Genomic DNA, 23516 nt, shown 5'->3' on the forward strand with positions numbered 1-23516 from the left:
CTCAGGTCACCTTCATCGATTCGACAGCGGGAAGGGCGACCACGATCGGCACCGGGCCGCGGACGAAACACCGGATCCAGTGCGGGTGCGCCCGCCGAGGCAACGGCGGCACCAGCACGCTCACGTCGTACGGCTCACCGGGGCGCAGGTCCACCGGCCCACGCTCGGTGAGCACGGTGCCCTGCGCCGCGTCCTCCGGCATGGTGGGCTCCGCGCCGAGCACCACGGTCGCCACGACATCGCTCAGCTCGGCCTCCGCCCGGAGCCGGACGGTGACTTCCCGCCGCCCCACGTACCAGCGCCAGTGCCGGTTCAGCGTGTACGAGACGGACACCGGCCGCGGCGGCAGCATGACCTCCCGCGGCGGGGACAGCACCTCGTCGCCGGCGACGTCGGTCATCACCGTCACCCGGAAGGCGACGGGCTGGGTGACGGCGGGCACCCGGAAGCCGTTCGCCCCGGCGTACGCGGACCGGCTCACCTCCCGTCGCTGCACCCCGTCGGGCGCGGGCCACTCGACGACCGCGTACCGGGACCCCCGGGGCCAGATCCAGGTGACCACGACGTCGTCCCCGCGCCGCTCGGCCCGCAGCCGCCGGACCGGCTCGGCGATCCCGAGCGCGACGAACCGGCCCACGGTCACCCACTCCCGGTCCACCCGGAACGGCACGTAGAGGTGGTAGCCGACGGGCACCTCCGCGGTGAGCCGTACCTCGCCGTCGCCGTGCTCCATGCGGCCGGCCAACTCCACGCCGAACTCGTCCAGCGCCGCCCGGGGAAGGGCCGTTCCGGCGGCCCATGGCGGGGGCGTGCCGGAGCGGCGGATCCGCACCCGGTCGCCGCCGGAGTCACGCCACGACACTCGCACCCGGCACCGGTCGTCCCGGGCGCCTAGCGCCGCGACGGTCACCTCGGGCACGAGGTGCGGTGGCCCGGAGCGCTCGACGGCGGGCCACGCGGACCCGGCCGCCACGACATCGGGCTGCCCCGGTGCCGATGCGGCCGTCGCCGATCCGGCGCCCGGGCGCCGGACGCCACGGCGGTCCCCGGGGACGGCCGTGGTGGTCGCGGTCGGGTCGTCGAGGCGCGCCAGGAGGAACTGCCGGGCCTCGGCCCGCCAGGACGCGTCCACCGCGTCGGCCTCGACCGCCCCCGACGCGTCCGGCATGCGCTCCACCGCCGGCGTCGCCCGACTCCCCGCGTCCCGAACCCGGTTGCGCATCGCCGTTGGCCCGGTCTCGGTGCCCGAAGTGGCTACGCCCTGCTCCTGCCACCAGGCGGGGTCGTTCATGAGGTCACCGACGGTGCGGGCCAGTTCCTCGTCCGCCCGGATCAGCAGTCGGCAGATCTCCGCCCGGCTGTCCGGCCCGACCGCGCGGTCGTGCCAGAACCGACGGATGACGGCAAGGTGTGCGGCCAGCTCGGCGGCTGTCCATCCGGGCTCCACCGCGTAGCGGACGGCGAGGTTCCCGGCGGGGAGACGCCCGTGCTGGCCCCGCAGCGGCTTGATGACCTCGCGGTCGTAGCGGTCGGCGTCGAACGCCATGGGCTCAGCTGGAACTCGACGGCCACGGACCGAAGCGCGGTGATGTGCCGCCACGGTTCACATCGGACCCCCACCGACATCCCTGCACGTCAATGAGATCATCACAATCGCGAGGCTGATCACAAGCAACTGTCGGCGGCTGGACAGTGACCGCGACGGCTTCCCGCTCTCCGGCGGCTGCGCAGACAGTTCCGCCCCCGGCCGGAGCCGGGGGCGGAACTGAGGTCGGTGTGCAGGTCGCCTCTCGGCGAGTGGCGCGACGCGGCTCCAGCCGGACGGTATTCCGCGAAGGCAAATTGGGTGAGGCCCGGGGACACTGGACACACCGACGCTCTGCACAACGACCGGCCACGGCCCGGTGTTCCTGGCCGCCGCGTGTCCGCCGTCACCCCACCACCGGGCGGACGCGGTGACGTTTGACCGATTCCGGCCCGGGTAGCTGACCGGCGTGACCGACGACGCGCCCGTGACCGAGCCGCCGGGCACCCGGCCGCTCGACGAACTGCTCGACGACATCTACCACGGCCAGGAACGAATCAGTCAGGCGGACATCTACCGCCGGGCGGTAGCCGCGGAACTTCCCGCGGAGCTGCTCTCCCGGATCGCCGCGCTCCCCGAGGGCGAGTACGCGGTCGACGAGGCGGCCGACCTGCTGGGCGGAACGGTCGCCTGACCGTACGACGGAGAGGACAGTGGGATGACCGACCGCGGTCAGGAGCAGCGGCACCACATCGAGGCGCTCGGTGAACCACCGTCGGCGCCGGACCCCTTCGACGACCCGGACTTCGCCCGCGAGCACTCGGAGACCGCCGTCGCGGACGAGATCATCACCGGCGAGGACCAGGACGAGCGGGAGCCGGAGGCGTCCCGCGGCTGGGCCGGCGAGGACGGCGGCACCACGCCCACCTGATCCACCGGTGGTCGGCGACACCGGCCCCGCTGCACGTGGTCACTCCTCGTGATGTCCGCCCTCGGCCGCCTGCTGGGCCACGGCGTACCCCATCTGGAGGAAGTCGGAGGCGGCCACCGCGGTCAACGCGGTGGCGACCAGCCGGGTCAGCCGGGGGGCCAGGACCAGTCCCGCGGTGAGCCCGGTGGCGATCCAGACCGCCAGGCAGAACGGGCAGCTCACCAGCTCGCCGAGCGCGTGCCGGGTCGGGCTGCCCTGGTCCCGGACCTGCTCCATCACCTCGCCGCTGCCGATCGGGTGGTCGTAGCGGGTGAACGGCGCGCGGAGCGGGCTGGTGATCGCGTCCTTGGACAGCATCCGGCTGAGCTTGTGGGTCGCGACGGAGAGCAGCACCACGTCACCCGGCGACGGCCGCTCCGGTACCGGCCGCCCGGTCGCCCTGACCAGGCCCACCAGGGACGCGGTGACGGTCGCGTAGGTGCCCATCGCCTTGACGTACCCCTCCAGCGGCCGCTGCTCGTGCGGCGCGTACGCCTGGCGCAGACGCGCCAACTTCTGCTTCAGGCCACTCCCGGTCACCCGGCCTCCTCGGTTCTCGTCACGGAGCCGGCTCAACCGGCGGTCAGGTTGTCGGCCACCTCACGGGCGAGGTTGGCCAGGATCTCGTCGGCCAGTCCGTGGCCCGCGCCGGACAGGTCCAGCCGGACCCGGGCGCCGCCGGCATCGGCCGGCTCGACGTCGATGTCCGCCGCCCAGCCGGCCGCGGCGCAGCTCCAGCGGGCTCGCATCTCCTCCGCGTCGACGACCTCAACCTGTTGCGTACCGGTGTGCCGTAGCGGCTCGGGCAGCCAGGCGGCCACCCGAGCCGGGTCGGTGGCGGTGTTGAACACCACCTCGGGCGGCGCGGACATGCCGCGCTCGGCGTGCGTGCCCATCAGGCTTCCCGCAGTCGGCTCGGGTCGACCTCGCGGCCCGGGTGCCGGGCGAGGTATTCGGTCTCCAGCTCGGCGGTGCGGCGCAGGTGGTTGGCGAGCGCGGAGTCGGTGGCGTGCCGCAGCGTGTCCAGCCGGGTCCGGTGCAGGCTCTGCATCTCCCGGATCAGGTCCTCGTCGCCCAGCTCGGCCGGGTCCACCCCGAGCAGTTCGCCGTCGACGTCGCCGGTCCGGGCGTGGTCGCCGTCCCACTCGGGCATCCGCTGCTCCGGGCTGGCGTCGCCGGTCCAGCGTACTGATTCGGTCATCGTCGCCCCCTCGTCTCGTTCGGGCTGGCGTCTAGACGGATGCCCACCGCCGGTGCCACCAAACCCCGCCACCTACGACACCGCGTCGGAGACGGCGGCCGGCCCCGGTACCCTCGATGGCATGAAACGGCTCTGGACACCGGCGTGGATCGCCCGCCACGTGGCCATGGTCGTGCTGGTCGTGAGCTTCCTCGGGCTCGGTTGGTGGCAGGTCGCCCGGGCCGCCGGGGGCAACACGCTCAGCTTCGGGTACGCGATCGAGTGGCCGGTCTTCGCCGGCTTCGTGATCTTCGTCTGGTGGCGTGAGGCGCGGCACGCGCTGCGGGACAGCCCCGACCGGCCGGCCACCCCGGCGCCGCCGCCGGCCGCCGGGCCCGGGCCGGCCACCGCCACCCCGGCGGTACGCCGACCCGTGCGGGTCAGCCGGGTGCCGGCCGCCCCGGCGGCGGAGGACGGCGACCTCGCCGAGTACAACCGCTACCTGTCATGGTTGAACGCCAACCCGGGCGCGAGGCCCGGCGACTATCCCGGCTGACGCCGGCTTCGGAAGGACGGACGACGGTGGGCGGAGCCCTTACCCGGTACCGCGTGATCGCCTGGATCGTGGGCGTGGCGCTGGTGGTGCTGGTCCTGATCGGCATGCCGCTGAAGTACTTCTTCGACAGCCCGACCGTGGTGGCCGTGGTCGGCACGGCACACGGCTGGCTCTACATGATCTATCTGGCGCTCACCTTCGACCTGTCGCGGCGGGCCGACTGGCCGCTGAAGCGGATGCTGCTGGTGATGCTCGCCGGCACGGTGCCGTTCGTGTCGTTCTACGCCGAGCGCCGGGTAAGCCACTGGCTGGCCGATGCCGACCGGCCCCGGACCCCGGAGCCGGTCGCCGGCTGACTCAGCGGTTCGGCCGCCATATCCGGGCCGAGGCCAGCGGGTCCTCCCAGCCGCCCAGCCGCACCCCCTCCCGGGCCCGCTGGAGCGCCCGGGTGACCTGGCCGAACTGCCGCTCGTCGTCGCTGGTGAACAGGAGCACCTCGGCGCCCCGGTGCAGCCCCCACAGCTCGTACGCCGGGGGTCGCCAGCGGTCGCCGATCAGCACCAGCAGCAGCGGCAGCAGGCCGACCGCGCCGAGCATCAGGTACGCGCTCGCGGTGAGCCGTTGCAGCCCGCCGGTGAACCCGAGCAGCACCCCGACCGCGCCGATCAGCGCGGCGCTCACGCCCACCGCGCGCAGGGCGAGCCGGTCGTGCGGCCCACGGGTGGTCCAGACCTGGGCGAGTTCGGCGACCGGCCAGCTGGACCGGCCGACCGTGAACCGTTCGGCGGTGACCACGATGCCGGGTTGGGCGTAGAGGAGGGTCGGGTTGGCCGCCCGGCGTGGTGGGCGGGTGGTGGAGCCATCGGTCTGCACGGCGTCCTCCCAGGGGTCGCGCGCCGGGTGCTCGCGCCACCGCTGACCTGTATCGATTGCCGTGGCGGGATTCCCGGCTCCGCGCCCCATTGTGTGGCGCACGCGCCACCCCGGTCGGGCGTTTTCCCTGGCCATCGAGGCCCACCCGGTCGACGATGCCGCCCCGAAAATAGAGCCGATTTCAGCTCTTATTCGGATATAGCACTGCGGGCTATGGCGACATCCGCCTGGAACGACGAATCGGGCCAGCCACGCCAACCACCCATCCGGCGCGCACACCACCACCCTTCATCGACGAAACGGTCACGAGGTGTCACTGTCACCATGTTCACTTTCTGACCCTTTGCCAACATTCGCCCCTGCTTCAACTCCCACCCGCTCCCGTCTCGGGTTAGGTTGTGCAGGCCGGTCCGGTCGACCGCCATCCACCGGGGTGGCCCCGGGCCGGTGTCGCCGGGGGACCGCACCGCGGGGCCCGATGACCGTGGGAGAGGAGCTTTCCGCTCTTGTCGTCCTTACGGATTCTGCTGCGCACGCTGGCGGTGATCGGCCTCTCGGCCGTGCTCATCGCCCCGGCGTCGGTGGCTCGGGCCGAGCCCACCCCCGCCGAGCTGACGAAGCAGATCGAGAAGTCCTCGACTGAGCTGGAGCGAATCGTCGAGTCCTACAACAAGCTCAACGAGGAGATCAAGGCCAACAAGGCCACCGCAGCCGGCCTGCAGGCCAAGATCGGCCCGTTGCAGGCGCAAACCGAACGGAGCCGCGCCGACGTGGGGCTCCTCGCCGTCACCGCGTACAAGACCGGCGGGATGCGGACCGCCCGGGCGCTGCTGGAGCCGGGTGGGTCGACCTCCCTGCCGGAGCGGCTGGGTGCCCTGGACCAGTTGGGCCGGCAGCGCCAGGAGACGATCAACGGCTTCACCGAGAACCAACGCCAGCTGATCGACCAGAAGACCGACCTGGACACCACTCTGGCCCGGCAGGCCGCGCAGGCGAAGCAGCTCGCCGCGGGCAAGAAGAAGATCGAACGCGACCTCGCCAAGCTGTACGAGCTGCGTCGGCAGGCGTACGGCCGGGCCACCGAGGCACCGGCGAGGTCCAGCTCCGCCGGGAGCGCACCGGCCATCTCCGGCTCGGCCGGCGTGGCGGTGAAGTACGCGTACGGGGCGATCGGCAAGCCGTACGTCTACGGGGCCGACGGCCCGGACGGCTACGACTGCTCCGGGCTCACCCTGGCCGCCTGGCGGGCGGCGGGCAAGTCGCTGCCGCACAACGCGGCGATGCAGTGGGACGCCACCGCCCGGATCAGCCGAAGCTCACTGAAGCCCGGCGACCTGGTCTTCTATTCAGGACTCGGGCACGTGGCGATCTACGTGGGCAGCGGCCAGATCATCGACGCGCCGAGCGCGGGCCGCAACGTCAGCAAGCGGGACATGAACATCATGACCATCGCGGGCTACGGCCGGGTCGGCTGACCCCCTCGCACACGGCGAACGGCCGGCGTCCCCCTATCGGACGCCGGCCGTTCGTGTGTCAATTGATACCAGCTCAGGCCGCCTGCAGCCCCTCGGCGCGGGCCAGCTCGCGGAGCCGGCCGAGGGCCTGGATCTCCAGCTGACGGATCCGCTCCCGGGAGAGCGAGAACCGCGAGGCGACCTCGGTCAGCGAGTGCTCCCGGCCGTCCTCCAGGCCGTACCGGGCCCGCATGATGCCGGCCGAACGGTCGTCGAGGTGGTTGAGCAGCCCCTCGATCCGCTGCCGCTCCAGCCCGGTGAGGACGATCTCCTCCGGCGACGGGGCGTCACTGTCGGCGACCAGGTCACCGAGGTTGGTGTCGCCGTCGTCGCCGACCGGGGTGTCCAGCGAGACGGTGTCCTGCGACCAGCGAACCAGCTCGTTGACCCGCTCGACGGTCACGCCGAGCGCCGTTGCGATCTGCTCCGGCTCCGGGTCGCTGCCCAGCTCGCGGGTGAGCTGCCGGGCCACGTTCCGCATCCGGTTGACGTCCTCGACCAGGTGCACGGGCAGCCGCACCGTCCGCTCCTGCTGGGCGATCGCCCGGCTGATGGCCTGGCGGATCCACCAGGTCGCGTAGGTGGAGAACTTGTAGCCGCGCTCGTAGTCGAACTTCTCGACCGCCCGGACCAGGCCGGTGTTGCCCTCCTGGATCAGGTCCAGCATGGGCATGCCCGAGCGCACGTAGCGGCGGGCGATCGACACGACCAGTCGCAGGTTGGCGCGGATGAACAGGTCCTTCGCGCGCTCACCCTCGACGACCAGCCGCTGCAGGTCCTCCCGGTCGACGCCGGCGGGGACGCGGTCCTCGCCGAGCAGGTGCTCGGCGTAGAGGCCGGCCTCGATCGCCTTGGAGAGGTCGACCTCCTTCGCGGCGTCCAACAGCGGCGTCCGGGAGATCTCGTGCAGGTAGACGCCAACCAGGTCCCGCTCCTCGGCGACCTCGTCGGTACGCATGCCGATGTTCTTGTCCACGATTGCCACGGTCCCCTCGCTCGCGCCGGTTGCCCGGTTCCTTGCCATCCCCACGTTCATCAGCCTTCCCCGTAACCTCCGCTGTGCCCGTAGGTGCTGACACCTACACAACAGATGAGACGCGCCGGGGATTCCATGTCGTGAGTCGAAACTGTCACGAATGCCTGAGTAGTAGCTGAGAGCCCGGTCCATGTTCGCTGTCAGGGCCCCTGCTCGGGTGGCTCGCGTACGCCCTGGTGGGCAGGGCGCAGGAGCAGCGGAATCAGCGTCCGCCCATGGAATCGCACCATTGCGAAATCCATGAACACAGCGATCCGCGTCACCGCGTCATTGCGACCCTGGTCACTGCCAGATACGCGTCCGCGGACCGGTCGGTTCAGCCATGGTTGAGGATTACCCCACGCCTGGATGAACAATCCGCAGCCGCGAGGACGTCCCGGAAGACAGCGTGACGCGCGTCGCACCCCGGGCGGGGGCGGTGGGGTGGGTGGAGCGGTCGGGACGGCTGCGGACCGACCGGCGGGGCCCGCTGCGGGGCGGGGAGGTCAGGAGGCCAGCAGGGCCAGCGCGCCGCGTACCTGGTCGGCGGAGCGGGCCAGCGCGGCCCGGGCGGCGGAGACCCCCGCCCCGGAGACGAGCGAGACCAGGGCGGTCTTGAGGTCGCCGTCGGCCTCGTGCAGCGCGGCCTGGCAGACCTCCTCGGCGCAGCCGGTGGCCTCCATCAGGATCGAGATCATCCGCCCGCGCAGCTTCGCGTTGGTGGCCACCATGTCGATCATCAGGTTCGAGTAGACCCGACCGAGGCGCACCATCACGGCCGTGGAGAAGGTGTTGAGCACCAACTTCTGCGCGGTGCCCGCCTTCATCCGGGTCGACCCGGTGACCACCTCGGGGCCGGTGTCGACCCCGATGAAGACGTCCACCGCCGACGCGGCGTCGGCCTCCGGATTGGCGCAGAGCAGCACGGTCGAGGCCCCCTGGGCCCCGGACGCGCGGAGCGCCCCCAGGACGTACGGGGTGCGCCCGCTGGCGGCCAGGCCGACCACCAGGTCGCCGGGGCGTACGCAGTCGGCGGCCTGGGTGGCCCCGCCGCGCTCGTCGTCCTCGGCGTCCTCGACGGCCCGCCACATCGCCTCCGGCCCTCCGGCCAGGTGGGCGCAGAACCAGTGCTGCGGCGAGTTGAAGGTCGGGGCGAGTTCGGCGGCGTCGAGCACGCCGAGCCGGCCGGAGGTGCCGGCGCCGAAGTAGTGCACGCGGCGCCCGCCGCGCAACGCGGCCACCGCCAGATCGACGGTCTCCGCGATCTCGTCGAGGACGGCGGCCACCGCGGCCGGCACCCGCCGGTCCGCCTCGTTGATGACGGTGAGCACGTCCCGTGTCGACATCAGGTCGAGATCGACGCTGTGCGGGTTGCGCCGCTCGGTGGGCGCGCCCACCCGCACGGCGGGCCGCACCGCGGCCGCCTCGTCTGGCTCCACCGTCATGCCCGCCTCCGCCCGGCGCCCACCCGGTGCGACTGGACCGCTTCGGCCGTCGCCTCCAGGGCCTTCTTGGCCCTGGCCCGGCTCCGGGCGGCCACCCCGACGAAGAGGCAGTCGACCACGGTGAGCTGGGCCAGCCGGCTGGCCATCGCGCCCGAGCGGTAGGTGGTCTCGCGGGCGGCGGTGGTGAGCACGTGGTCGGCCACCTCGGTGATCGGCGACCGGGGGAAGTTGGTCAGGGCGACCGTGGTGGCGCCCCGGGCACGGGCCTGCTCCAGCACCTCGATGACGTCGGAGGTGGTGCCGGTGTGCGAGATGCCCACCGCGACGTCACCCCGGCCCAGCAGGGCCGCCGAGGTCAGTGCGGTGTGCACGTCCGGGAAGTAGAAGGCGGTCCGGCCGATCCGGTGCAGCTTCTGCTGGAAGTCGGAGGCGACGAAGCCGCTGGCACCGGCTCCGTAGACGTCGATCCGGCCGGCCGCGGCGATCGCCTCGACCACCTGCTCGCAGACCGCCGGGTCGAGCTGCTCGGCGGTTTCCTCGACGGCTCGGGCGTCGTTGAACGCGATGGTCGCGATGATCTGCGCGAGGTCGGCGCCGGGCGGGATGTCGCCACCGACCACCCGGGCGTCCGGCGGCTCGATCCGGCGGGCGGCCTCGGCGGCGAGCCGGATCCGCAGCTGGGGGTAGCCGTCCATGCCGACCGACCGGCAGAACCGGATGACGGTGGCCTCCGAGGTCTCGGCGGCGGTGGCGAGGTCGGTGATGGTGCGCCGGGCGGCGTCCGCCGGGTCGGCGACGACCAGCCGGGCGACCCGCTGCTCGGCCGGGGACAGCGACGGGAGCAGGCCACTGATGTGGACGATCAGTCCACCGGGCTCGTGACTCGCAGAAATCTTCGGACTCTTCGCCACGGATGAAACTTACTTTCACGAGGCGTGACCGTCAACCATGACGGCGCGTATCGGGAAAAGTACCGCCTTCCGCGCGGGCCCCACGCGGCAAGGGTCCCATTCCCGCAGCCCGGCCGCCTCCTCCGGTCCGGTCGACTCGACCACGCCGGCCCACCACCGGGTCGGCCGACGTCCACGCCGCACCGGCCGGACGGCCGGGCTCGGCCGCCGGACGGCCGGTCCGATCGGCCGGGCCCGGACGGGGGGGCATCCACCAGGCCGAACCGACCCCGGCCACCGCCGCGCCGGGCGGGCCGCTAGCGTGTGGCCATGACGGAGCGCACGGTGCTGGTGACCGGGGGCACGGGTGGGCTGGGTGGGGCGGTCACCGCCGCCTTTCTACGGGCCGGCTGGCGGGTGGTCGCACCGGGACGGGAGAACGCCGGGACGGCGGCGTCGTCCGGACCGGCCGCGGTCCGGCGGCAACTCCAGCTCGACGGATCCGAAGCCGCGCCGCGACCTCAGGCCGCCGCAGAAACCGTCGCCGCGGACCTGCTGGAGCCCGCCGGGGCGGCGCGGGCCGTCGAGGCGGCCACCGCCGACCCGGCGGCACCGCTGCGCGCGGTGGTCAACCTGGTCGGCGGGTACGCCAGCGGCGGGCTGGTGCACGAGACCCCGGTCGCGGAGTTCGAGCGGATGCTGCGGATCAACCTGCGCCCGACCTACCTGGTCACCCAGGCGGCGTTGCCGCACCTGGTGGCGGCCGGCGGCGGCGCGGTGGTCTGCGTCTCGGCGCGGGCGGCGGTGGCTCCCTTCCCCGGCGCGGCCGGCTACGCCACGGCCAAGGCCGCGGTGCTCGCGTTCGCCAACACGGTCGCGGTGGAGTACCGCCCGCGCAGGGTCCGGTGCAACACGGTGCTGCCCAGCGTCATCGACACCCCGGCCAACCGGGCCGCCCAGCCGGAGGCCGACCACCGGCGCTGGGTCCCCCCGGCCGAGATCGCCGCGGTGATCCGCTTCCTGGCCTCCGACGAGTCGGCGCCGACCAGCGGCGCGAGCATCCCGGTCTACGGGCGGGCCTGAACCGGAACCGGGCCGCCCCGCCCCGCCCCACCCGCGGGCGGCCGGGTGCCGCCGGCCGACGCCGACTCGTCGCCGGGAAACCACCCGGTGAGATGGGCGCGGATCCGGCCGGACACCTCCTCCGGCGAGCCGTTCGCGTCGACCACCACGAAGCCGGCGTACTCGGGCAGCGTCCGGTAGGCGGTGGCGGCGGCGGTGAGCCAGCGCATGCTCTCGTGATCGGTGCCGCGCCGCTCGATCCGCCGGTACGCCTCGGCGGGGTCGACGGTGAGCAGGAAGGTGACCTGGGGGGCGGGGAAGACCCGGTAGCCGGCCCGGGCCAGCCGTTCCCAGCGCTGCCCCCCGTGCGCGCGGATGCTGGCGTACTGACACGCGGCGTAGCGGTCCATCACCGCGGTCCGGCCGGTGACCAGGCAGGTCAGCAACGCCAGGGCGATGGCGAGCCAGCGGAGCACGGACTCGACCGCGAGCAGGCCGTCCCGGCCGACGAGGCGTTGAGCGTCCCGGCGGCCGAGCCGGTGGGCGACCCGGCCGAGCCAGCGGCGGCCGCCGGCGTTGCGGTGGTAGGTGGCGGGGTGACCCGCGGCAGTCAGTGCCTCGGCGAGCCGCTGCGCCTGGGTGGTCTTGCCCGATCCGTCGATGCCGATCAGAGCGACGGCGCGCAGTCGGGCCCTGCCGCGCCGCACCCGCAGTGACCTGGCCACCACCCGGAGGCTAGCCGAACAACGCTCCTCCTCGGCGGTTTGTCCGCGTATGCCCCCTCCCCGCCGGGCGCGGGGACAACAGGTGTGGCCGACCGGTTCGCCGGGTACGCAATTTCATTCCCACCGCCACCCACGACGACGGGAGATCCAGATGGCCGAGCGCGGGGACGAGACCCTGGTACACACCCTGAAGAAGGTCGCCGCCGTGCTCAAGCAGTCCGAGATCCCCTTCGCGCTCGGCGGCAGCTTCGCCGTGTACGCCCACGGGGGCCACTCCAGCGAACACGACGTGGACTTCCTGATCCGCGAGCAGGACGTGGACCGCGCGCTGGAGGCGCTGGTCGAGGCCGGTTTCACCGCCGAGCGCCCGCCGGAGGACTGGCTGGTCAAGGTCTACGACGAGGGACGGATGGTGGACCTGATCCACCGGCCGATCGAGACGCCGGTGACCGAGGAGACCTTCGCCGACACCATCGTGCGGCCGGTCGACGCGATCCACATGCCGGTGCTCTCGGCCACCCAGCTCATGGTGCACAAGCTGCTCAGCTTCTCCCAGCACTACTGCGACTTCGCCCGCGCCCTGCCGCTGGCCCGCTCGCTGCGGGAACAGATCGACTGGGAACGGGTACGGAAGGACACGCAGCACTCGCCGTATGCCGAGGCGTTCCTGGTGCTGCTCGACCGGCTGGACGTGCTGCCCGGCGGCGCGCCCGGAGGAAGGGAGATCCCGTGACCGGACAGCCCGGCGAGGCGCCGCCCGACGAGTACGTCGAGGCGGAGATCCAGAGCATGCTGGCCGAGGACCCGTCCGTCGCCGAACAGGGCATCACCGTGGTCCGCCGCGAGCGTGGCCTGGTGCTCTACGGCGAGGTGGAGAGCCCGCACCGACGCGAGGAGATCCTGCGCCGGGTGGCCGAGCGGTTCCCGGACGTGCCCATCACCAGCGACATCGGGGTGATCCGTACCCAGGCGCCGACCCAGGTGGAGGAGCTGCCGTGAGGGAGGTTCGAGGGTGATCCGGATCGCCGCCGTCGGTGACGTGCACCTGGACGAGGACGTGGTGGGCCGGTTCCGGCCGGCGCTGGAGGAGCTGCCCGACTGCGCGGACGTCCTGCTGCTCGCCGGCGATCTGACCCGGCACGGCACCGAGGCCGAGGCGCGGTGCGTCGCGCGGGAGTTCGGGAACCTCGGGGTGCCGGTGATCACCGTGCTGGGAAACCACGACCACCAGTGCGATCAGGTGTCGCAGGTGGTGAAGGTCCTGGAGGACGTGGGGATCACCGTCCTGGAGGGGACCGGGATCGTGCTGGAGTGCGCCGGGGGGCGGCTCGGCGTGGCCGGGGTGAAGGGCTTCGGCGGCGGTTTCGCCGGGCGCTGCGCCAGCGACTTCGGCGAGCCGGAGATGAAGGCGTTCGTCCACACCACCAAGGAGAGCGCGGACGCGCTCGGCGCGGCGCTGCGCGGGCTGGAGTGCGACCTGCTCGTCGCACTGACCCACTACTCCCCCGTGCCGGACACGCTCGCCGGCGAGCCGCTGGAGATCTACCCGTTCCTCGGCTGCTACCAGCTCGGCCAGGCGATCGACTCGGCACCCACGTCGCTGGCCCTGCACGGCCACGCCCACCACGGCACCGAGCGCGGCACCACCCCGGGTGGTGTCCGGGTGCGCAACGTCGCCCACCCGGTGATCAAGCAGGCGTACAGCGTCTTCCACCTGGGTGATCACCTCGACCGCTCAGGAGGTTTTGAAACGACGCACGAAGGGAATTGATGAGCGCATGTTGAGCTTGCTTCTTTGGATTCTCGCAGTCGTACTGGTGGTCGCCGGCATCCTCGCGCTGTTCCGCCGGCAGATCCTGTGGGGCGTCGTCCTCATCATCGTCGGCCTGCTGGTCGGCCCGGGTGGCGTCAGCATCTTCACCTGATCGCCTGTTCCTCGTACCCCCTGACCCGCCGGGGTCGTCGGGCCCGAAGTTCCGTCCTCCCAGACCGGAACCTCCGGCCCGACGACCCCGGTGTTTCACGTTGCGTGGACGTTTGCCGGGTGAAAGCGCCGGGCACCCGGCGGCATGAGTGTCTCGGGAGGCGTCCGCCGGTTCGGCCGGGCGCGGCGCTGGTGGGTCCTGCTCGGCTTCGGCGCGGCGGTCACCGCCGCGGCGGCCGTCGGCGGGCTCGGCGTCCGGGGCGCGCGGCAGGAGTACGCCGGCCTCGAACAGCCCGCCTGGGCACCCCCGTCCTGGGTCTTCGGCCCGGTCTGGACCGTCCTCTACGCGCTGATCGCGGTCGCCGGCTGGCTGGCCTGGCGCCGGGTCGGCTGGGGGCCGGCGCTCTGGGCGTGGAGCGTCCAGCTCGCCCTGAACGCGCTCTGGACCCCGCTCTTCTTCGGCGCCGGGCGGTACGGCCTGGCCTTCGCCGAGCTGGCGCTGCTGTGGCTGGCCGTCGCGGTGACGGTGGAGCGGTTCCGGAGGATCTCCGGGCCGGCCGCCGGGCTGCTGCTGCCCTACTGGGCGTGGGTCACCTTCGCCGGCGCGCTCAACCTCGCCATCTGGCGGCTGAACGGGTGAGCCGCGCGGGATCCCGCGGCGGGACCCCGCGCGCTCGGGTCAGCAGCGTGGCACGCCGGGGATGTAGCCGTCGTAGCCGGTGTAGACGTACGCGTCGGAGACGTACCACCCGGTGCCGATCCGGTCCCAGATCGAGCTGGTGCCGTAGGTGCCGGTGACCGTGGTGCCGCTGGTCTGGCAGTAGATCGTCACCTTGGCGCCGTCGGCGACCGAGCCGACCGCGGTGTAGTTGGTGCCCGGGCCGGAGCGGATCGTCAGGCTGACCCCGGAGGTGGTGTTGACGGTCCCCTCGGCGGTGTTGGTGCCGGAGCAGCCGTTGTCGCTGGTATAGGTCTTGGTGCCCCAGTAGAGGGCGAGTGACCCGTTGAACCGGACCTGGATGTCGCTGCCGTTGAGCCGCTGCTCGTAGTGCAGGTGGGGCCCGGTGGAGTTGCCCGTGCTGCCGACGTAACCGATCACCTTGCCGTAGCCGACGGTTTGGCCGACCGAGACGTTGAAGCCGTTGAGGTGGGCGTAGTAGGTGGTGTAACCGTTGCCGTGGTTGATCCGGACGTACTTGCCGTAGCTGGTGCTGCCCAGGTTGGTCACCACGTCGACCGTGCCGGGGGCGCTGGCCACCACCGGGTCGCCCAGGTCGTCGGTGCGGTTGAAGTCGACCGCGTACGCCGGACTGTGGTCGGACCGGGTCTGGCCGGACCAGGACTGGTTGCACGGGAACGGGACCTTGAAGGTCGGCGCCGCCATCGCCGGGGTCGCCGGCACCAGGGTCGCCGCGAGGACCGGCCCACGGTCGCGAGACCGAACCACCGCTTACGCATCCACTGCCTCCTATGTTGAAAGTTTTCGATTACATGCGGCCAGCGTGACAGAAACCTCCATCGATGGGAAGAACCTCCCCGCAGGTGGGACGAACGGAGCGTGGGAGCGCACCCACGGCCGGTGAGCGGGTTTCGGGATTGTTACCGGCCCGTGTCCCGCAGGGGGTGGACCGCGACGGGATGCAAGCGCTTACATGTGGAGACGACCATCGGACCGGCGCGGTTTCGATCCCTCCACGCGCCGGCAAGGAAGGAGATCGGCATGGCGTTTGCCAGATCGCGCCAGGCGCTCGCGATCGCCGGCGTCCTCGGGCTGGCGCTCGGCGTCACCGCCTGCGGCACCGGCAACGACAAGAAGAGCAGCAAGGCGGACTCCCCCGAGTGCGCCACATACGAGAAGTACCAGGGCCACGACGGCAAGAAGGTCACGATCTACTCGTCGATCCGGGACATCGAGGCCGACCGCCTGGCGCAGTCCTGGAAGCAGTTCGAGGACTGCACCGGCATCACGATCGACCACGAGGGCTCCGGCGAGTTCGAGGCCCAGCTGGGCGTCCGGGTGGACGGCGGCAACGCCCCCGACCTGGCTTTCATCCCCCAGCCGGGTCTGCTCAAGCGGTTCGCCGACGCGGGCAAGCTCAAGCCGGCCGGCGCCGACACCAAGGCCATGGCGGAGCAGAACTACTCCCCCGACTGGCTGAAGTACAGCACCGTGGACGGGAAGTTCTACGGCGCCCCGCTGGGCTCCAACGTGAAGTCCTTCGTGTGGTACTCGCCGAAGATGTTCCAGGAGAAGGGCTGGACCGTCCCCACCACCTGGGACGACCTGATCGCCCTGAGCGACAAGATCGCGGCGACCGGCATGAAGCCGTGGTGCGCCGGCATCGAGTCGGGTGACGCCACCGGCTGGCCGGCCACCGACTGGATCGAGGACCTGATGCTGCGGACGACCTCGCCCGAGGTCTACGACCAGTGGACCACCCACGGCATCCCGTTCAACGACCCGCAGGTCGCGGCGGCGGTCGACAAGGCCGGCACCATCCTCAAGAACGACAAGTACGTCAACGGCGGCTTCGGCGGCGTGAAGAGCATCGCGACCACCTCCTTCCAGGAGGCCGGCACGCCGATCACCACCGGCAAGTGCGCGCTGCACCGGCAGGCGTCCTTCTATGCCAACCAGTGGCCGGAGGGCACCAAGGTTGCCGAGGACGGCGACGTCTTCGCGTTCTACTTCCCGTCCGTCGACCCGGCCAAGGGCAAGCCGGTGCTCGGTGGTGGCGAGTTCGTCGCGGCCTTCGCCGACCGTCCCGAGGTCCAGGCCGTGCAGACCTACCTGGCCTCCGGCGAGTACGCCAACAGCCGTGCCAAGATCGGCGACTGGGTCTCGGCGAACAAGAAGCTGGACATCAACAACGTCCCCAACCCGGTGGACAAGCTGTCCGTGCAGATCCTCCAGGACCCGAAGACCGTCTTCCGGTTCGACGGCTCGGACCTGATGCCGGCCGCGGTCGGCGCGGGCACCTTCTGGAAGGGCATGGTCGACTGGATCAACGGCAAGGACACCGCCACGGTCCTGAACGGCATCGAGAGCAGCTGGCCGAAGTGATTTCCGCCCGGTGGCCCGGTCCGTACTGACGGACCGGGCCACCGGCCCACTCAGACCCCGAAGGAGGGTTGATGGACTTCGACTTCGCGGCGGAGCAGCCGAAGCTGCTCATGCTGATGTACGGGCTGATCGCGTTCGTCCTCGTGGTGGGTGGCCTGCTGCTCCTGCTCGACGTCGTGCCGGCCTTCTTCGCCCGCCGCCGCGAGGCGCGGCTGATCGCCGCGGCGACGAGCGGCGCGTTACCGCCCGCGCGGCCGCGCAAGCCGGCGGAGGGACGTTTCGCCCGCCTCCTCGACGTCGTGCCGGCCTTCCTCGCCCGTCGGCGGCAGGCGCGCCTGGTCGCGCGGCGGCGCAAGCCGACGGAAGGGCTCTTCGCGCTCTTCTTCCTGCTGCCGACGGCGCTGCTGCTCCTGATCGGGCTGGTGGTGCCGGCGATCCGGACCACCCTGCTCTCGTTCATGGACGGGCACAGCGAGAACTTCGTCGGCTTCGACAACTACACCTGGATGTTCTCCGAGGACTCGATCGTCCGGGTGCTGATCAATACCCTGGTCTGGGTGCTCCTGGTACCGCTGGTGGCCACCTCGATCGGCCTGCTCTACGCCGTGATGGTGGACCGGGCGCGGTTCGAGGCCGTGGCGAAGTCACTGATCTTCATGCCGATGGCGATCTCGTTCGTCGGCGCCAGCATCATCTGGAAGTTCGTCTACGCCTTCCGCGGCGCGGAGCAGGACCAGATCGGCCTGCTGAACCAGATCATGGTCAGCCTCGGTGGCGAACCGCAGCAGTGGCTGCTGAACTCGCCGCTGAACACCCTGCTGCTCATCGTCATCATGGTCTGGATCCAGGCCGGCTTTGCCATGGTGGTGCTCTCCGCCGCCATCAAGGCGATCCCGGCGGACATCGTCGAGGCGGCCCGCCTGGACGGGGTCACCCCGTGGCAGATGTTCTGGCAGGTCACCCTGCCGAGCATCCGGCCCGCGCTGATCGTCGTGGTGGTGACCATCACGATCGCGACGTTGAAGGTCTTCGACATCGTCCGCACCGCGACCAACGGCAACTACGACACCAGCGTCATCGCGAACGAGATGTACAACCAGGCGTTCCGGTACGGCCAGAGCGGGCACGGCTCGGCACTGGCGGTCTTCCTGTTCATCCTGGTCATCCCGATCGTGATCTACCAGATCCGCAACCTGCGTCAGCAGCGGGAGGGCTGAGATGACCACAGCGACGCCCACGATGCCCGCCGGCGCCCAGCGCACCGGCGACACGAAGACCCGAATCGGGCGGGTACGCAAGCGGCTGAACACCCCCACCGCCACACTGGTGTCGATCGTCATCGCGGTGGTCTGGACCGTCCCGACCTTCGGCCTGCTCATCTCCTCGATCCGGCCGGAGAACCAGATCAAGACCACGGGCTGGTGGACCTTCTTCACCGACCCGCAGTTCACCCTGGACAACTACCAGCAGGTGCTGTTCGGCAGCTCCTCCTCGGCCGGCCAGCTCGCCAGCTACTTCATCAACTCGATCGCGATCACCATCCCGTCGGTGCTCTTCCCGCTCGCCTTCGCCTCGCTGGCCGCGTACGCGCTGGCCTGGATCAACTTCAAGGGGCGGGACTGGGTCTACATCGCGATCTTCGCGTTGCAGATCGTGCCGCTGCAGATGGCGCTGGTGCCGCTGCTCAAGTTCTTCTCCACCGGCGTCACCATCGCCGGGGTGCAGGTGCTCCCGGCCTGGGACCTGGTGGACGAGCAGCGGTTCGCGCAGGTGTGGTTCGCGCACACCTGCTTCGCCCTGCCCCTGGCGGTGTTCCTGCTGCACAACTTCATCTCGCAGCTGCCCAAGGACCTGATGGAGGCGGCCCGGGTCGACGGGGCCACCCACCCGAAGATCTTCCGCACCATCGTGCTACCGCTGATCACGCCCGCGCTGGCCGCGTTCGGCATCTTCCAGTTCCTCTGGGTCTGGAACGACCTGCTGGTCGCGCTCATCTTCGCGGGCGGCGGCGACGAGACCGCCCCGCTCACCGTCCGGCTCGCCGAGCTGGCCGGCACCCGGGGCAACGAGTGGCAGCGACTGACGGCCGGTGCGTTCGTGTCGATCGTCGTACCGCTGATCGTCTTCCTGTCCCTCCAGCGCTACTTCGTGCGGGGCCTGCTCGCCGGCAGCGTCAAGGGCTGATCCGCTGCGCCGCCGCCGCCGGACAGCGGCGGCGGCGGACGCGGGTCGGATCGGGGAACAGCGATGACCAGGATTGACGACGTCGCCCGGCTGGCCGGGGTCTCCACGGCCACCGTCTCGCGGGCGCTACGCGGCCTGCCCACGGTCTCGGCGGCCACCCGGCGGCGGGTGCTGGCCGCCGCCGAGCAACTCCAGTACGCGGTGTCGCCGAGCGCCTCCCGGCTGGCCGGCGGCAGGACCGGCACGGTGGCGGTGGTGGTCCCCCGGATCACCCGCTGGTTCTTCGCCACGGTCGTCGAGGCGGTCGAGGACCACCTCCACGAGAACGGCTACGACCTGCTTCTCTACAACCTCGGCGGACGGGAGCAGATCCGCCGTCGGGTGCTGCGTACGGCCAGCCTGCACAAGCGGGTCGACGCGATCATCCTGGTGGCCACCCCGCTGCGCCCGGCGGACGTGACCGCGCTGACCAAGCTGGAGCTGCCGGGCGTGACGATCAGCTCCGGCAGCGGCGTCCCCGGCTGGCCGTGCGTGCGTATCGACGACGTGGCCGCGGCCCGGACCGCCACCCGCCACCTGCTCGACCTGGGCCACACCCGGATCGCGCACATCTCCGGCGACCCCGACGACGAACTGGCCTTCACCACCCACCTGGACCGCCGTCGCGGCTACCAGGCGGCGCTGCGCGCGGCCGGCATCCGGCCGGACCCGAGCCTGGACGTGGAGTCCCGGTTCACCATCGACGGCGGCACCCGGGCCACCGCCGAGCTGCTGGCCCGGGGCGAGCCGCCGACCGCCATCTTCGCCGCCTGCGACGAGATGGCGATGGGCGCGATGACCGCGCTGCGCGACGCCGGGCTGCGGGTGCCGCAGGACGTCAGCGTGATCGGGGTCGACGACCACGACCTGGCCGGGGTGCTCGGCCTGAGCACCATCGCCCAGCCCGCGGCGGAGCAGGGCCTGCTCGCCGCCCGGATGCTGCTCGACCCGCTCGGCGTCCAGGCCGCCGAACCGTACGCCGGGCTGGTGCCCGCGCCGCGCGGCGCGGAGGCCGACGACGACTCGCCGACGCCGCCGGTGATCCTGCCCACTCGCCTGGTGGTGCGGGAGTCGACCGCGCCGCCCCGGGCACACTGAACAGATCCGGCCGTCCCGGTGGCGGCCGGCAACGACCGTCCGGCCACCGGACGGCCGCCGCACGACACAGGGGAGAAGGCTCTGAACACCGACGCTACGCAGCAGGAAGCGGCCGGCGCCCCGGCCACCGGCTGGTGGACCGAGGCGGTCATCTACCAGATCTACCCGCGCTCGTTCGCCGACTCGAGCGGCGACGGCATCGGTGACCTCCCCGGCATCACCGCCCGCCTCGGTCACCTGGCCGAACTGGGGGCCGACGCGGTCTGGCTGTCGCCGTTCTACCCGTCGCCGCAGGCCGACGCCGGGTACGACGTGGCCGACTACCGCGACGTCGACCCGCTCTTCGGCACCCTCGCCGACGCCGACAAGATGATCGCGGAGGCGAAGGCGCTCGGCCTGCGGGTGATCGTCGACCTGGTGCCGAACCACACCTCGTCGCAGCACCGCTGGTTCCAGGCCGCGGTCGCCGCCGGCCCGGGCAGCCCCGAGCGGCAGCGCTACGTCTTCCGCGACGGCAAGGGACCGCAGGGCGCCGAGCCGCCGAACGACTGGCAGAGCGTCTTCGGCGGTCCCGCCTGGACCCGGCTGCCGGACGGGCAGTGGTACCTGCACCTGTTCGACACCGGGCAGCCGGACCTGAACTGGGACAACGCCGACGTCCGCGCCGAGTTCCTGGACATCCTCCGGTTCTGGCTGGATCGGGGCGTGGACGGTTTCCGGGTGGACGTGGCGCACGGCCTGGTCAAGCAGGCCGACCTGGCCGACTGGGAGGAGCCGCAGGAAATCCTCTCCGGCAGCGAGGTGGAGAAGCCGCGCCCGCCGATGTGGGACCAGGACGGCGTGCACGAGATCTACCGGGAGTGGCGCCGGGTGCTCGACTCCTACGACGGGCAGCGGATCCTGGTCGCCGAGGCGTGGGTCGAGCCGGCCGAGCGGCTGGCCCGCTACGTCCGGCCGGACGAGATGCACCAGGCGTTCAACTTCGAGTATCTGCTCGCCGCCTGGACCGCCCCGGCCCAGTACGCGGTGATCACCCGCTCCCTCGAGGCCACCGACTCGGTCGGCGCCCCGACCACCTGGGTGCTCTCCAACCACGATGTGGTCCGGCACGCCTCCCGGCTCGGCCTGCCGGTCGGCGGCGGCCGGCCGAACGGCATCGGCATCGGCGACCCGCAGCCCGACGCCGCGCTCGGCCTGCGCCGCGCCCGCGCGGCCAGCCTGCTGATGCTGTCCCTGCCCGGCTCGGCCTACCTGTACCAGGGCGAGGAGCTGGGGCTGCCCGAGCACACCACGCTCCCCGACGAGGCCCGGCAGGACCCGACCTGGGAGCGCAGCGGTCGCACCCAGCGCGGCCGGGACGGCTGCCGGGTGCCGATCCCGTGGGAGGCGGACGCCCCGTCGTACGGCTTCGGGCCGGCCGACGCGAGCTGGCTCCCCCAGCCCCCGAGCTGGGCCGAGTACGCCCTCGACCGGCAGCGCGGGGTGCCCGGCTCCACGTACGAGCTGTACCGGACGGCGCTGCGGCTGCGTCGCGAGCACGGCCTGGGCCGGGGCCCGCTGCACTGGCTCACCTCCGGCGACGAGGTGCTCACCTTCACCAACCGGGGCCTCACCGTGCTGACCAACTTCGGCGCGGAGCCGGTGCCGCTGCCGGCCGGCGCAGAGGTGCTGGTCGCCAGCGCCCCGCTCGACGACTCCGCCGTCCCCACCGACGTCACCGTCTGGTACCGCGCCTGACCGTTGCCCGGGCCCACTTCGGGCGCGGCGGTCGCCAGCGCCAGGATCCGCGCGCTTCCCCGAAAGTTGCGCGGATCCTGGCCGGTCCGGCCGCCGGCGGCGGCGGCATCGTTCTGCCGCCTTTGGAGTCGATGTCGCGGACGACTCACCCCCGTCGGCGCCCGGGCAGACTCCGCGTGGGTCGTCCACGCCACCAGCTTCTAAGCAGGCGGCGGCCCGGTGCCCGCAGCGGCTGACCCGGGTGACCCGGGGCCGACGGACCCGGCCCGCGGCGCCACCGGGGCGAGGCGCCGTCAGAGCCGGTCGGCGCGGCTGTGCAGAAGGTCGTGGACCGACTCGATGTCGCCCGGCGAGGTCCGGGCGGCCAGCCAGTACATCAGCCCGGTCGGGATGAAGAAGAGCTGGAACACGGCCAGCCCGACGGCGTAGTTCAGCGGGGGTGGGAAGGCCGCCCGCAGGCCGTGGAAGGCCACCCCGACCAGCCCGTTGCCGGCGGCCCGGCCGACTCCGTTGACCAGGTTGCCGAGGCTGTAGACGGTGCCCCGGTGCTCGGGCGGGTTGACGTCGGCGATCAGCGCGAACCAGTTGGGCGAGTTGGCCGACGTCAGCGCGAGGGCGAGCAGGGCGGTGAGCAGGCTCAGCCCGACCGTCGGCTCGGTGACGACGCTGGCCAGCACCGCGCCGACCACCGCGCCGGAGCTGCCGCCGTCCGGCACGTCGATCCGGATCGGAACCAGGAACAGGACCAGGTAGAACGGCACGGCCGCGAGGATGCCCACCGCCGCGACCAGCGCCCGCCCGCTCGGGGTACGCCGTTGCAGCGCGTCGCCGGCCAGACCGCCGAAGATGGAGAACACCCCCCCGAGCTGGAACAGGGTGGCGAAGACGCTGCCCACCACGACGGCGGTGGCCGCCGAGTAGCCCTGCGCCTCGGCCCGCTGGGCGAACAGCACCGGCAACCAGACCAGCGAGCCGAACGCCGCCTGAGCGGTCAGCCCCTGCAGGATCAGCCAGCGGTTGGTCCGCCGGGCCAGGATCCGGGGCAGGTCGGCCCGGCTGATCCGGTAGTCGTAATCGGCGCCCGCGTCGAGCGCCGCCGCCAGCTCCGGCTCGCTCTGGCCGCGCCGGATGTCGTACGTGAACAGGTAGGCCACGGTGGCGACCAGGCCGACCACGGTGAGCAGCAGGAACGGCCGACGCCAGTCGGTCGCGCCGAGGATGCCACCGGCGAGCGTGCCGGCCAGCGTGCCCACCCCCTGCGACAGCCCCCAGAAGCTCATCACCAGCCCCCGGCGCCGGGGCGAGATCAGATCGGTGACCACCGAGAATCCCACCGAGCCGACCGCGCCCAGCCCGACCGCGGCGACCAGCTGGGCGAGCAGGAACGTCGGGTACTGCTGGGCCAGCGCGCTGCCCCCGGTGCCGGCCGCCCAGATCAGCGTCCCCACCATCAGCAGCGGCTTGCGGTTCGTCCGGTCGCCCACGTACGCCCAGGCGACGGCGGCGACCGCGCTGACCAGGAAGCTCACCGCGGTGACCAGCCCGAGCAACCGCTGCGGCACGCCGAGCGCCCCGGAGATCGGCCCGTACAGCGGGGGAACCAGACCGATCGCCACGTTGTCCAGCGAGGCGAGCACCACGAACACCGCGACGCTGTAGAACCGGTGGGCCGCTCCCCCGCCGCGGATCGCCCGCCCGGTACGCATGGTCATCTG

General features: G+C 72.1%; 27 protein-coding genes. 16 read left to right on the forward strand and 11 right to left on the reverse strand.

The window, feature by feature from the left end:
- Window position 1 precedes the first annotated feature (1 nt).
- Window positions 2–1546 (reverse strand): hypothetical protein, encoded by a 1545-nt coding sequence (locus ACL02O_RS03710; RefSeq protein ID WP_412816504.1) that lies wholly within the window; start codon window positions 1544–1546, stop codon window positions 2–4.
- Between the two features lie 448 nt (window positions 1547–1994).
- On the opposite strand from ACL02O_RS03710, the gene ACL02O_RS03715 reads away from it, so the two are divergent.
- Entirely contained in the window at window positions 1995–2219 is a 225-nt protein-coding gene (locus ACL02O_RS03715; RefSeq protein ID WP_412816505.1) for a hypothetical protein, read from the forward strand.
- A gap of 24 nt (window positions 2220–2243) precedes the next feature.
- Entirely contained in the window at window positions 2244–2456 is a 213-nt protein-coding gene (locus ACL02O_RS03720; protein ID WP_412816506.1) for a hypothetical protein, read from the forward strand.
- Between the two features lie 39 nt (window positions 2457–2495).
- Here ACL02O_RS03720 and ACL02O_RS03725 read toward each other — a convergent pair whose 3' ends face one another.
- Genes ACL02O_RS03725 through ACL02O_RS03735 form a run of 3 tightly spaced genes read right to left on the reverse strand, consistent with a single transcriptional unit; the run spans window position 2496 to window position 3696 of the window.
- Entirely contained in the window at window positions 2496–3035 is a 540-nt protein-coding gene (locus tag ACL02O_RS03725; protein ID WP_412816507.1) for a DUF1360 domain-containing protein, read from the reverse strand.
- Between the two features lie 32 nt (window positions 3036–3067).
- On the reverse strand, window positions 3068–3391 hold the full coding sequence (locus tag ACL02O_RS03730) for an SRPBCC family protein (protein WP_412816508.1): 324 nt from the start codon (window positions 3389–3391) through the stop codon (window positions 3068–3070).
- The gene (locus ACL02O_RS03735; RefSeq protein WP_412816509.1) at window positions 3391–3696 is read right to left on the reverse strand and encodes a DUF6158 family protein; all 306 of its coding nucleotides are present in this window, start codon (window positions 3694–3696) and stop codon (window positions 3391–3393) included. Before ACL02O_RS03735 ends, ACL02O_RS03730 begins: the two co-directional genes overlap by 1 nt.
- 121 nt (window positions 3697–3817) lie before the next feature.
- Between ACL02O_RS03735 and ACL02O_RS03740 the strand changes: the two genes are divergently transcribed.
- Together ACL02O_RS03740 and ACL02O_RS03745 are read left to right on the forward strand one after the other, a co-directional pair.
- Window positions 3818–4231, forward strand: a complete 414-nt coding sequence (locus tag ACL02O_RS03740) for a hypothetical protein (protein WP_412816510.1) — start codon at window positions 3818–3820, stop codon at window positions 4229–4231.
- Between the two features lie 26 nt (window positions 4232–4257).
- On the forward strand, window positions 4258–4587 hold the full coding sequence (locus ACL02O_RS03745) for a DUF3817 domain-containing protein (protein ID WP_412816511.1): 330 nt from the start codon (window positions 4258–4260) through the stop codon (window positions 4585–4587).
- A gap of 1 nt (window position 4588) precedes the next feature.
- Here ACL02O_RS03745 and ACL02O_RS03750 read toward each other — a convergent pair whose 3' ends face one another.
- Window positions 4589–5104 (reverse strand): DUF6232 family protein, encoded by a 516-nt coding sequence (locus tag ACL02O_RS03750; RefSeq protein ID WP_412816512.1) that lies wholly within the window; start codon window positions 5102–5104, stop codon window positions 4589–4591.
- A 506-nt stretch (window positions 5105–5610) separates the two neighbouring features.
- On the opposite strand from ACL02O_RS03750, the gene ACL02O_RS03755 reads away from it, so the two are divergent.
- Entirely contained in the window at window positions 5611–6579 is a 969-nt protein-coding gene (locus ACL02O_RS03755; protein ID WP_412816513.1) for a C40 family peptidase, read from the forward strand.
- A gap of 73 nt (window positions 6580–6652) precedes the next feature.
- Here the strand turns inward: ACL02O_RS03755 and ACL02O_RS03760 are convergent, their stop codons facing one another.
- The 3 genes from ACL02O_RS03760 to ACL02O_RS03770 form a co-directional block, all read right to left on the reverse strand.
- Window positions 6653–7642: a sigma-70 family RNA polymerase sigma factor gene (locus ACL02O_RS03760; protein ID WP_412816514.1), complete on the reverse strand. Its 990-nt coding sequence runs from the start codon at window positions 7640–7642 to the stop codon at window positions 6653–6655.
- A 497-nt stretch (window positions 7643–8139) separates the two neighbouring features.
- Window positions 8140–9078 carry an N-acetylmuramic acid 6-phosphate etherase gene (gene murQ, locus ACL02O_RS03765; RefSeq protein ID WP_412816515.1) on the reverse strand — a complete coding sequence of 313 codons (939 nt, stop codon included), beginning with the start codon at window positions 9076–9078 and terminating at the stop codon, window positions 8140–8142.
- On the reverse strand, window positions 9075–9989 hold the full coding sequence (locus ACL02O_RS03770; RefSeq protein ID WP_412816516.1) for a MurR/RpiR family transcriptional regulator: 915 nt from the start codon (window positions 9987–9989) through the stop codon (window positions 9075–9077). The genes murQ and ACL02O_RS03770 overlap by 4 nt, the downstream gene beginning before the upstream one ends.
- Before the next feature lie 309 nt (window positions 9990–10298).
- On the opposite strand from ACL02O_RS03770, the gene ACL02O_RS03775 reads away from it, so the two are divergent.
- A complete protein-coding gene (locus ACL02O_RS03775) occupies window positions 10299–11051 on the forward strand; it encodes an SDR family NAD(P)-dependent oxidoreductase (RefSeq protein WP_412816517.1) in 753 nt (250 codons plus the stop codon).
- Here the strand turns inward: ACL02O_RS03775 and ACL02O_RS03780 are convergent.
- Window positions 11036–11755, reverse strand: a complete 720-nt coding sequence (locus tag ACL02O_RS03780) for a dTMP kinase (protein WP_412816518.1) — start codon at window positions 11753–11755, stop codon at window positions 11036–11038. The genes ACL02O_RS03775 and ACL02O_RS03780 overlap by 16 nt on opposite strands.
- Before the next feature lie 151 nt (window positions 11756–11906).
- On the opposite strand from ACL02O_RS03780, the gene ACL02O_RS03785 reads away from it, so the two are divergent.
- The 5 genes from ACL02O_RS03785 (at window position 11907) to ACL02O_RS03805 (ending at window position 14319) form a co-directional block, all read left to right on the forward strand.
- On the forward strand, window positions 11907–12488 hold the full coding sequence (locus tag ACL02O_RS03785) for a nucleotidyltransferase (RefSeq protein WP_412816519.1): 582 nt from the start codon (window positions 11907–11909) through the stop codon (window positions 12486–12488).
- 56 nt (window positions 12489–12544) lie between these two features.
- On the forward strand, window positions 12545–12754 hold the full coding sequence (locus ACL02O_RS03790) for a hypothetical protein (RefSeq protein WP_412816552.1): 210 nt from the start codon (window positions 12545–12547) through the stop codon (window positions 12752–12754).
- A 13-nt stretch (window positions 12755–12767) separates the two neighbouring features.
- Window positions 12768–13526 carry a metallophosphoesterase family protein gene (locus ACL02O_RS03795; RefSeq protein ID WP_412816520.1) on the forward strand — a complete coding sequence of 253 codons (759 nt, stop codon included), beginning with the start codon at window positions 12768–12770 and terminating at the stop codon, window positions 13524–13526.
- A 10-nt stretch (window positions 13527–13536) separates the two neighbouring features.
- The gene (locus ACL02O_RS03800) at window positions 13537–13680 is read left to right on the forward strand and encodes a GPGG-motif small membrane protein (RefSeq protein ID WP_412816521.1); all 144 of its coding nucleotides are present in this window, start codon (window positions 13537–13539) and stop codon (window positions 13678–13680) included.
- Window positions 13681–13824: 144 nt separating this feature from the next.
- Window positions 13825–14319 carry a TspO/MBR family protein gene (locus ACL02O_RS03805; protein ID WP_412816522.1) on the forward strand — a complete coding sequence of 165 codons (495 nt, stop codon included), beginning with the start codon at window positions 13825–13827 and terminating at the stop codon, window positions 14317–14319.
- A gap of 39 nt (window positions 14320–14358) precedes the next feature.
- On the opposite strand, the gene ACL02O_RS03810 is transcribed toward ACL02O_RS03805, so the two are convergent.
- Window positions 14359–15126: a peptidoglycan DD-metalloendopeptidase family protein gene (locus ACL02O_RS03810; protein ID WP_412816523.1), complete on the reverse strand. Its 768-nt coding sequence runs from the start codon at window positions 15124–15126 to the stop codon at window positions 14359–14361.
- Between the two features lie 273 nt (window positions 15127–15399).
- On the opposite strand from ACL02O_RS03810, the gene ACL02O_RS03815 reads away from it, so the two are divergent.
- The 5 genes from ACL02O_RS03815 to ACL02O_RS03835 all read left to right on the forward strand — a co-directional run bounded on the left by ACL02O_RS03815 (window position 15400) and on the right by ACL02O_RS03835 (window position 21801).
- Window positions 15400–16743, forward strand: coding sequence for an ABC transporter substrate-binding protein (locus ACL02O_RS03815; RefSeq protein ID WP_412816524.1), 1344 nt, complete (start codon window positions 15400–15402; stop codon window positions 16741–16743).
- A gap of 71 nt (window positions 16744–16814) precedes the next feature.
- A complete protein-coding gene (locus tag ACL02O_RS03820) occupies window positions 16815–17960 on the forward strand; it encodes a carbohydrate ABC transporter permease (RefSeq protein ID WP_412816525.1) in 1146 nt (381 codons plus the stop codon).
- A 1-nt stretch (window position 17961) separates the two neighbouring features.
- Entirely contained in the window at window positions 17962–18927 is a 966-nt protein-coding gene (locus ACL02O_RS03825; protein ID WP_412816526.1) for a carbohydrate ABC transporter permease, read from the forward strand.
- Between the two features lie 63 nt (window positions 18928–18990).
- The gene (locus ACL02O_RS03830) at window positions 18991–20064 is read left to right on the forward strand and encodes a LacI family DNA-binding transcriptional regulator (protein ID WP_412816527.1); all 1074 of its coding nucleotides are present in this window, start codon (window positions 18991–18993) and stop codon (window positions 20062–20064) included.
- 81 nt (window positions 20065–20145) lie between these two features.
- Window positions 20146–21801: a glycoside hydrolase family 13 protein gene (locus ACL02O_RS03835; RefSeq protein WP_412816553.1), complete on the forward strand. Its 1656-nt coding sequence runs from the start codon at window positions 20146–20148 to the stop codon at window positions 21799–21801.
- Between the two features lie 293 nt (window positions 21802–22094).
- On the opposite strand, the gene ACL02O_RS03840 is transcribed toward ACL02O_RS03835, so the two are convergent.
- Window positions 22095–23513 (reverse strand): MFS transporter, encoded by a 1419-nt coding sequence (locus ACL02O_RS03840; RefSeq protein WP_412816528.1) that lies wholly within the window; start codon window positions 23511–23513, stop codon window positions 22095–22097.
- Window positions 23514–23516 lie beyond the last annotated feature (3 nt).

Source organism: Micromonospora mangrovicola, assembly GCF_047200535.1.
Taxonomy (GTDB): domain Bacteria; phylum Actinomycetota; class Actinomycetes; order Mycobacteriales; family Micromonosporaceae; genus Micromonospora.

Coding starts and splice junctions, on each gene's coding strand:
- ACL02O_RS03805 (WP_412816522.1), top strand. CDS start 13,825: ATGAGTGTCTCGGGAGGCGTCCGCCGGTTCGGCCGGGCGCGGCGCTGG.
- ACL02O_RS03730 (WP_412816508.1), bottom strand. CDS start 3,391: ATGGGCACGCACGCCGAGCGCGGCATGTCCGCGCCGCCCGAGGTGGTG.
- murQ (WP_412816515.1), bottom strand. CDS start 9,078: ATGACGGTGGAGCCAGACGAGGCGGCCGCGGTGCGGCCCGCCGTGCGG.
- ACL02O_RS03840 (WP_412816528.1), bottom strand. CDS start 23,513: ATGACCATGCGTACCGGGCGGGCGATCCGCGGCGGGGGAGCGGCCCAC.
- ACL02O_RS03775 (WP_412816517.1), top strand. CDS start 10,299: ATGACGGAGCGCACGGTGCTGGTGACCGGGGGCACGGGTGGGCTGGGT.
- ACL02O_RS03740 (WP_412816510.1), top strand. CDS start 3,818: ATGAAACGGCTCTGGACACCGGCGTGGATCGCCCGCCACGTGGCCATG.
- ACL02O_RS03760 (WP_412816514.1), bottom strand. CDS start 7,642: ATGGCAAGGAACCGGGCAACCGGCGCGAGCGAGGGGACCGTGGCAATC.
- ACL02O_RS03735 (WP_412816509.1), bottom strand. CDS start 3,696: ATGACCGAATCAGTACGCTGGACCGGCGACGCCAGCCCGGAGCAGCGG.
- ACL02O_RS03720 (WP_412816506.1), top strand. CDS start 2,244: ATGACCGACCGCGGTCAGGAGCAGCGGCACCACATCGAGGCGCTCGGT.
- ACL02O_RS03830 (WP_412816527.1), top strand. CDS start 18,991: ATGACCAGGATTGACGACGTCGCCCGGCTGGCCGGGGTCTCCACGGCC.
- ACL02O_RS03815 (WP_412816524.1), top strand. CDS start 15,400: ATGGCGTTTGCCAGATCGCGCCAGGCGCTCGCGATCGCCGGCGTCCTC.
- ACL02O_RS03825 (WP_412816526.1), top strand. CDS start 17,962: ATGACCACAGCGACGCCCACGATGCCCGCCGGCGCCCAGCGCACCGGC.
- ACL02O_RS03710 (WP_412816504.1), bottom strand. CDS start 1,546: ATGGCGTTCGACGCCGACCGCTACGACCGCGAGGTCATCAAGCCGCTG.
- ACL02O_RS03790 (WP_412816552.1), top strand. CDS start 12,545: ATGCTGGCCGAGGACCCGTCCGTCGCCGAACAGGGCATCACCGTGGTC.
- ACL02O_RS03820 (WP_412816525.1), top strand. CDS start 16,815: ATGGACTTCGACTTCGCGGCGGAGCAGCCGAAGCTGCTCATGCTGATG.
- ACL02O_RS03785 (WP_412816519.1), top strand. CDS start 11,907: ATGGCCGAGCGCGGGGACGAGACCCTGGTACACACCCTGAAGAAGGTC.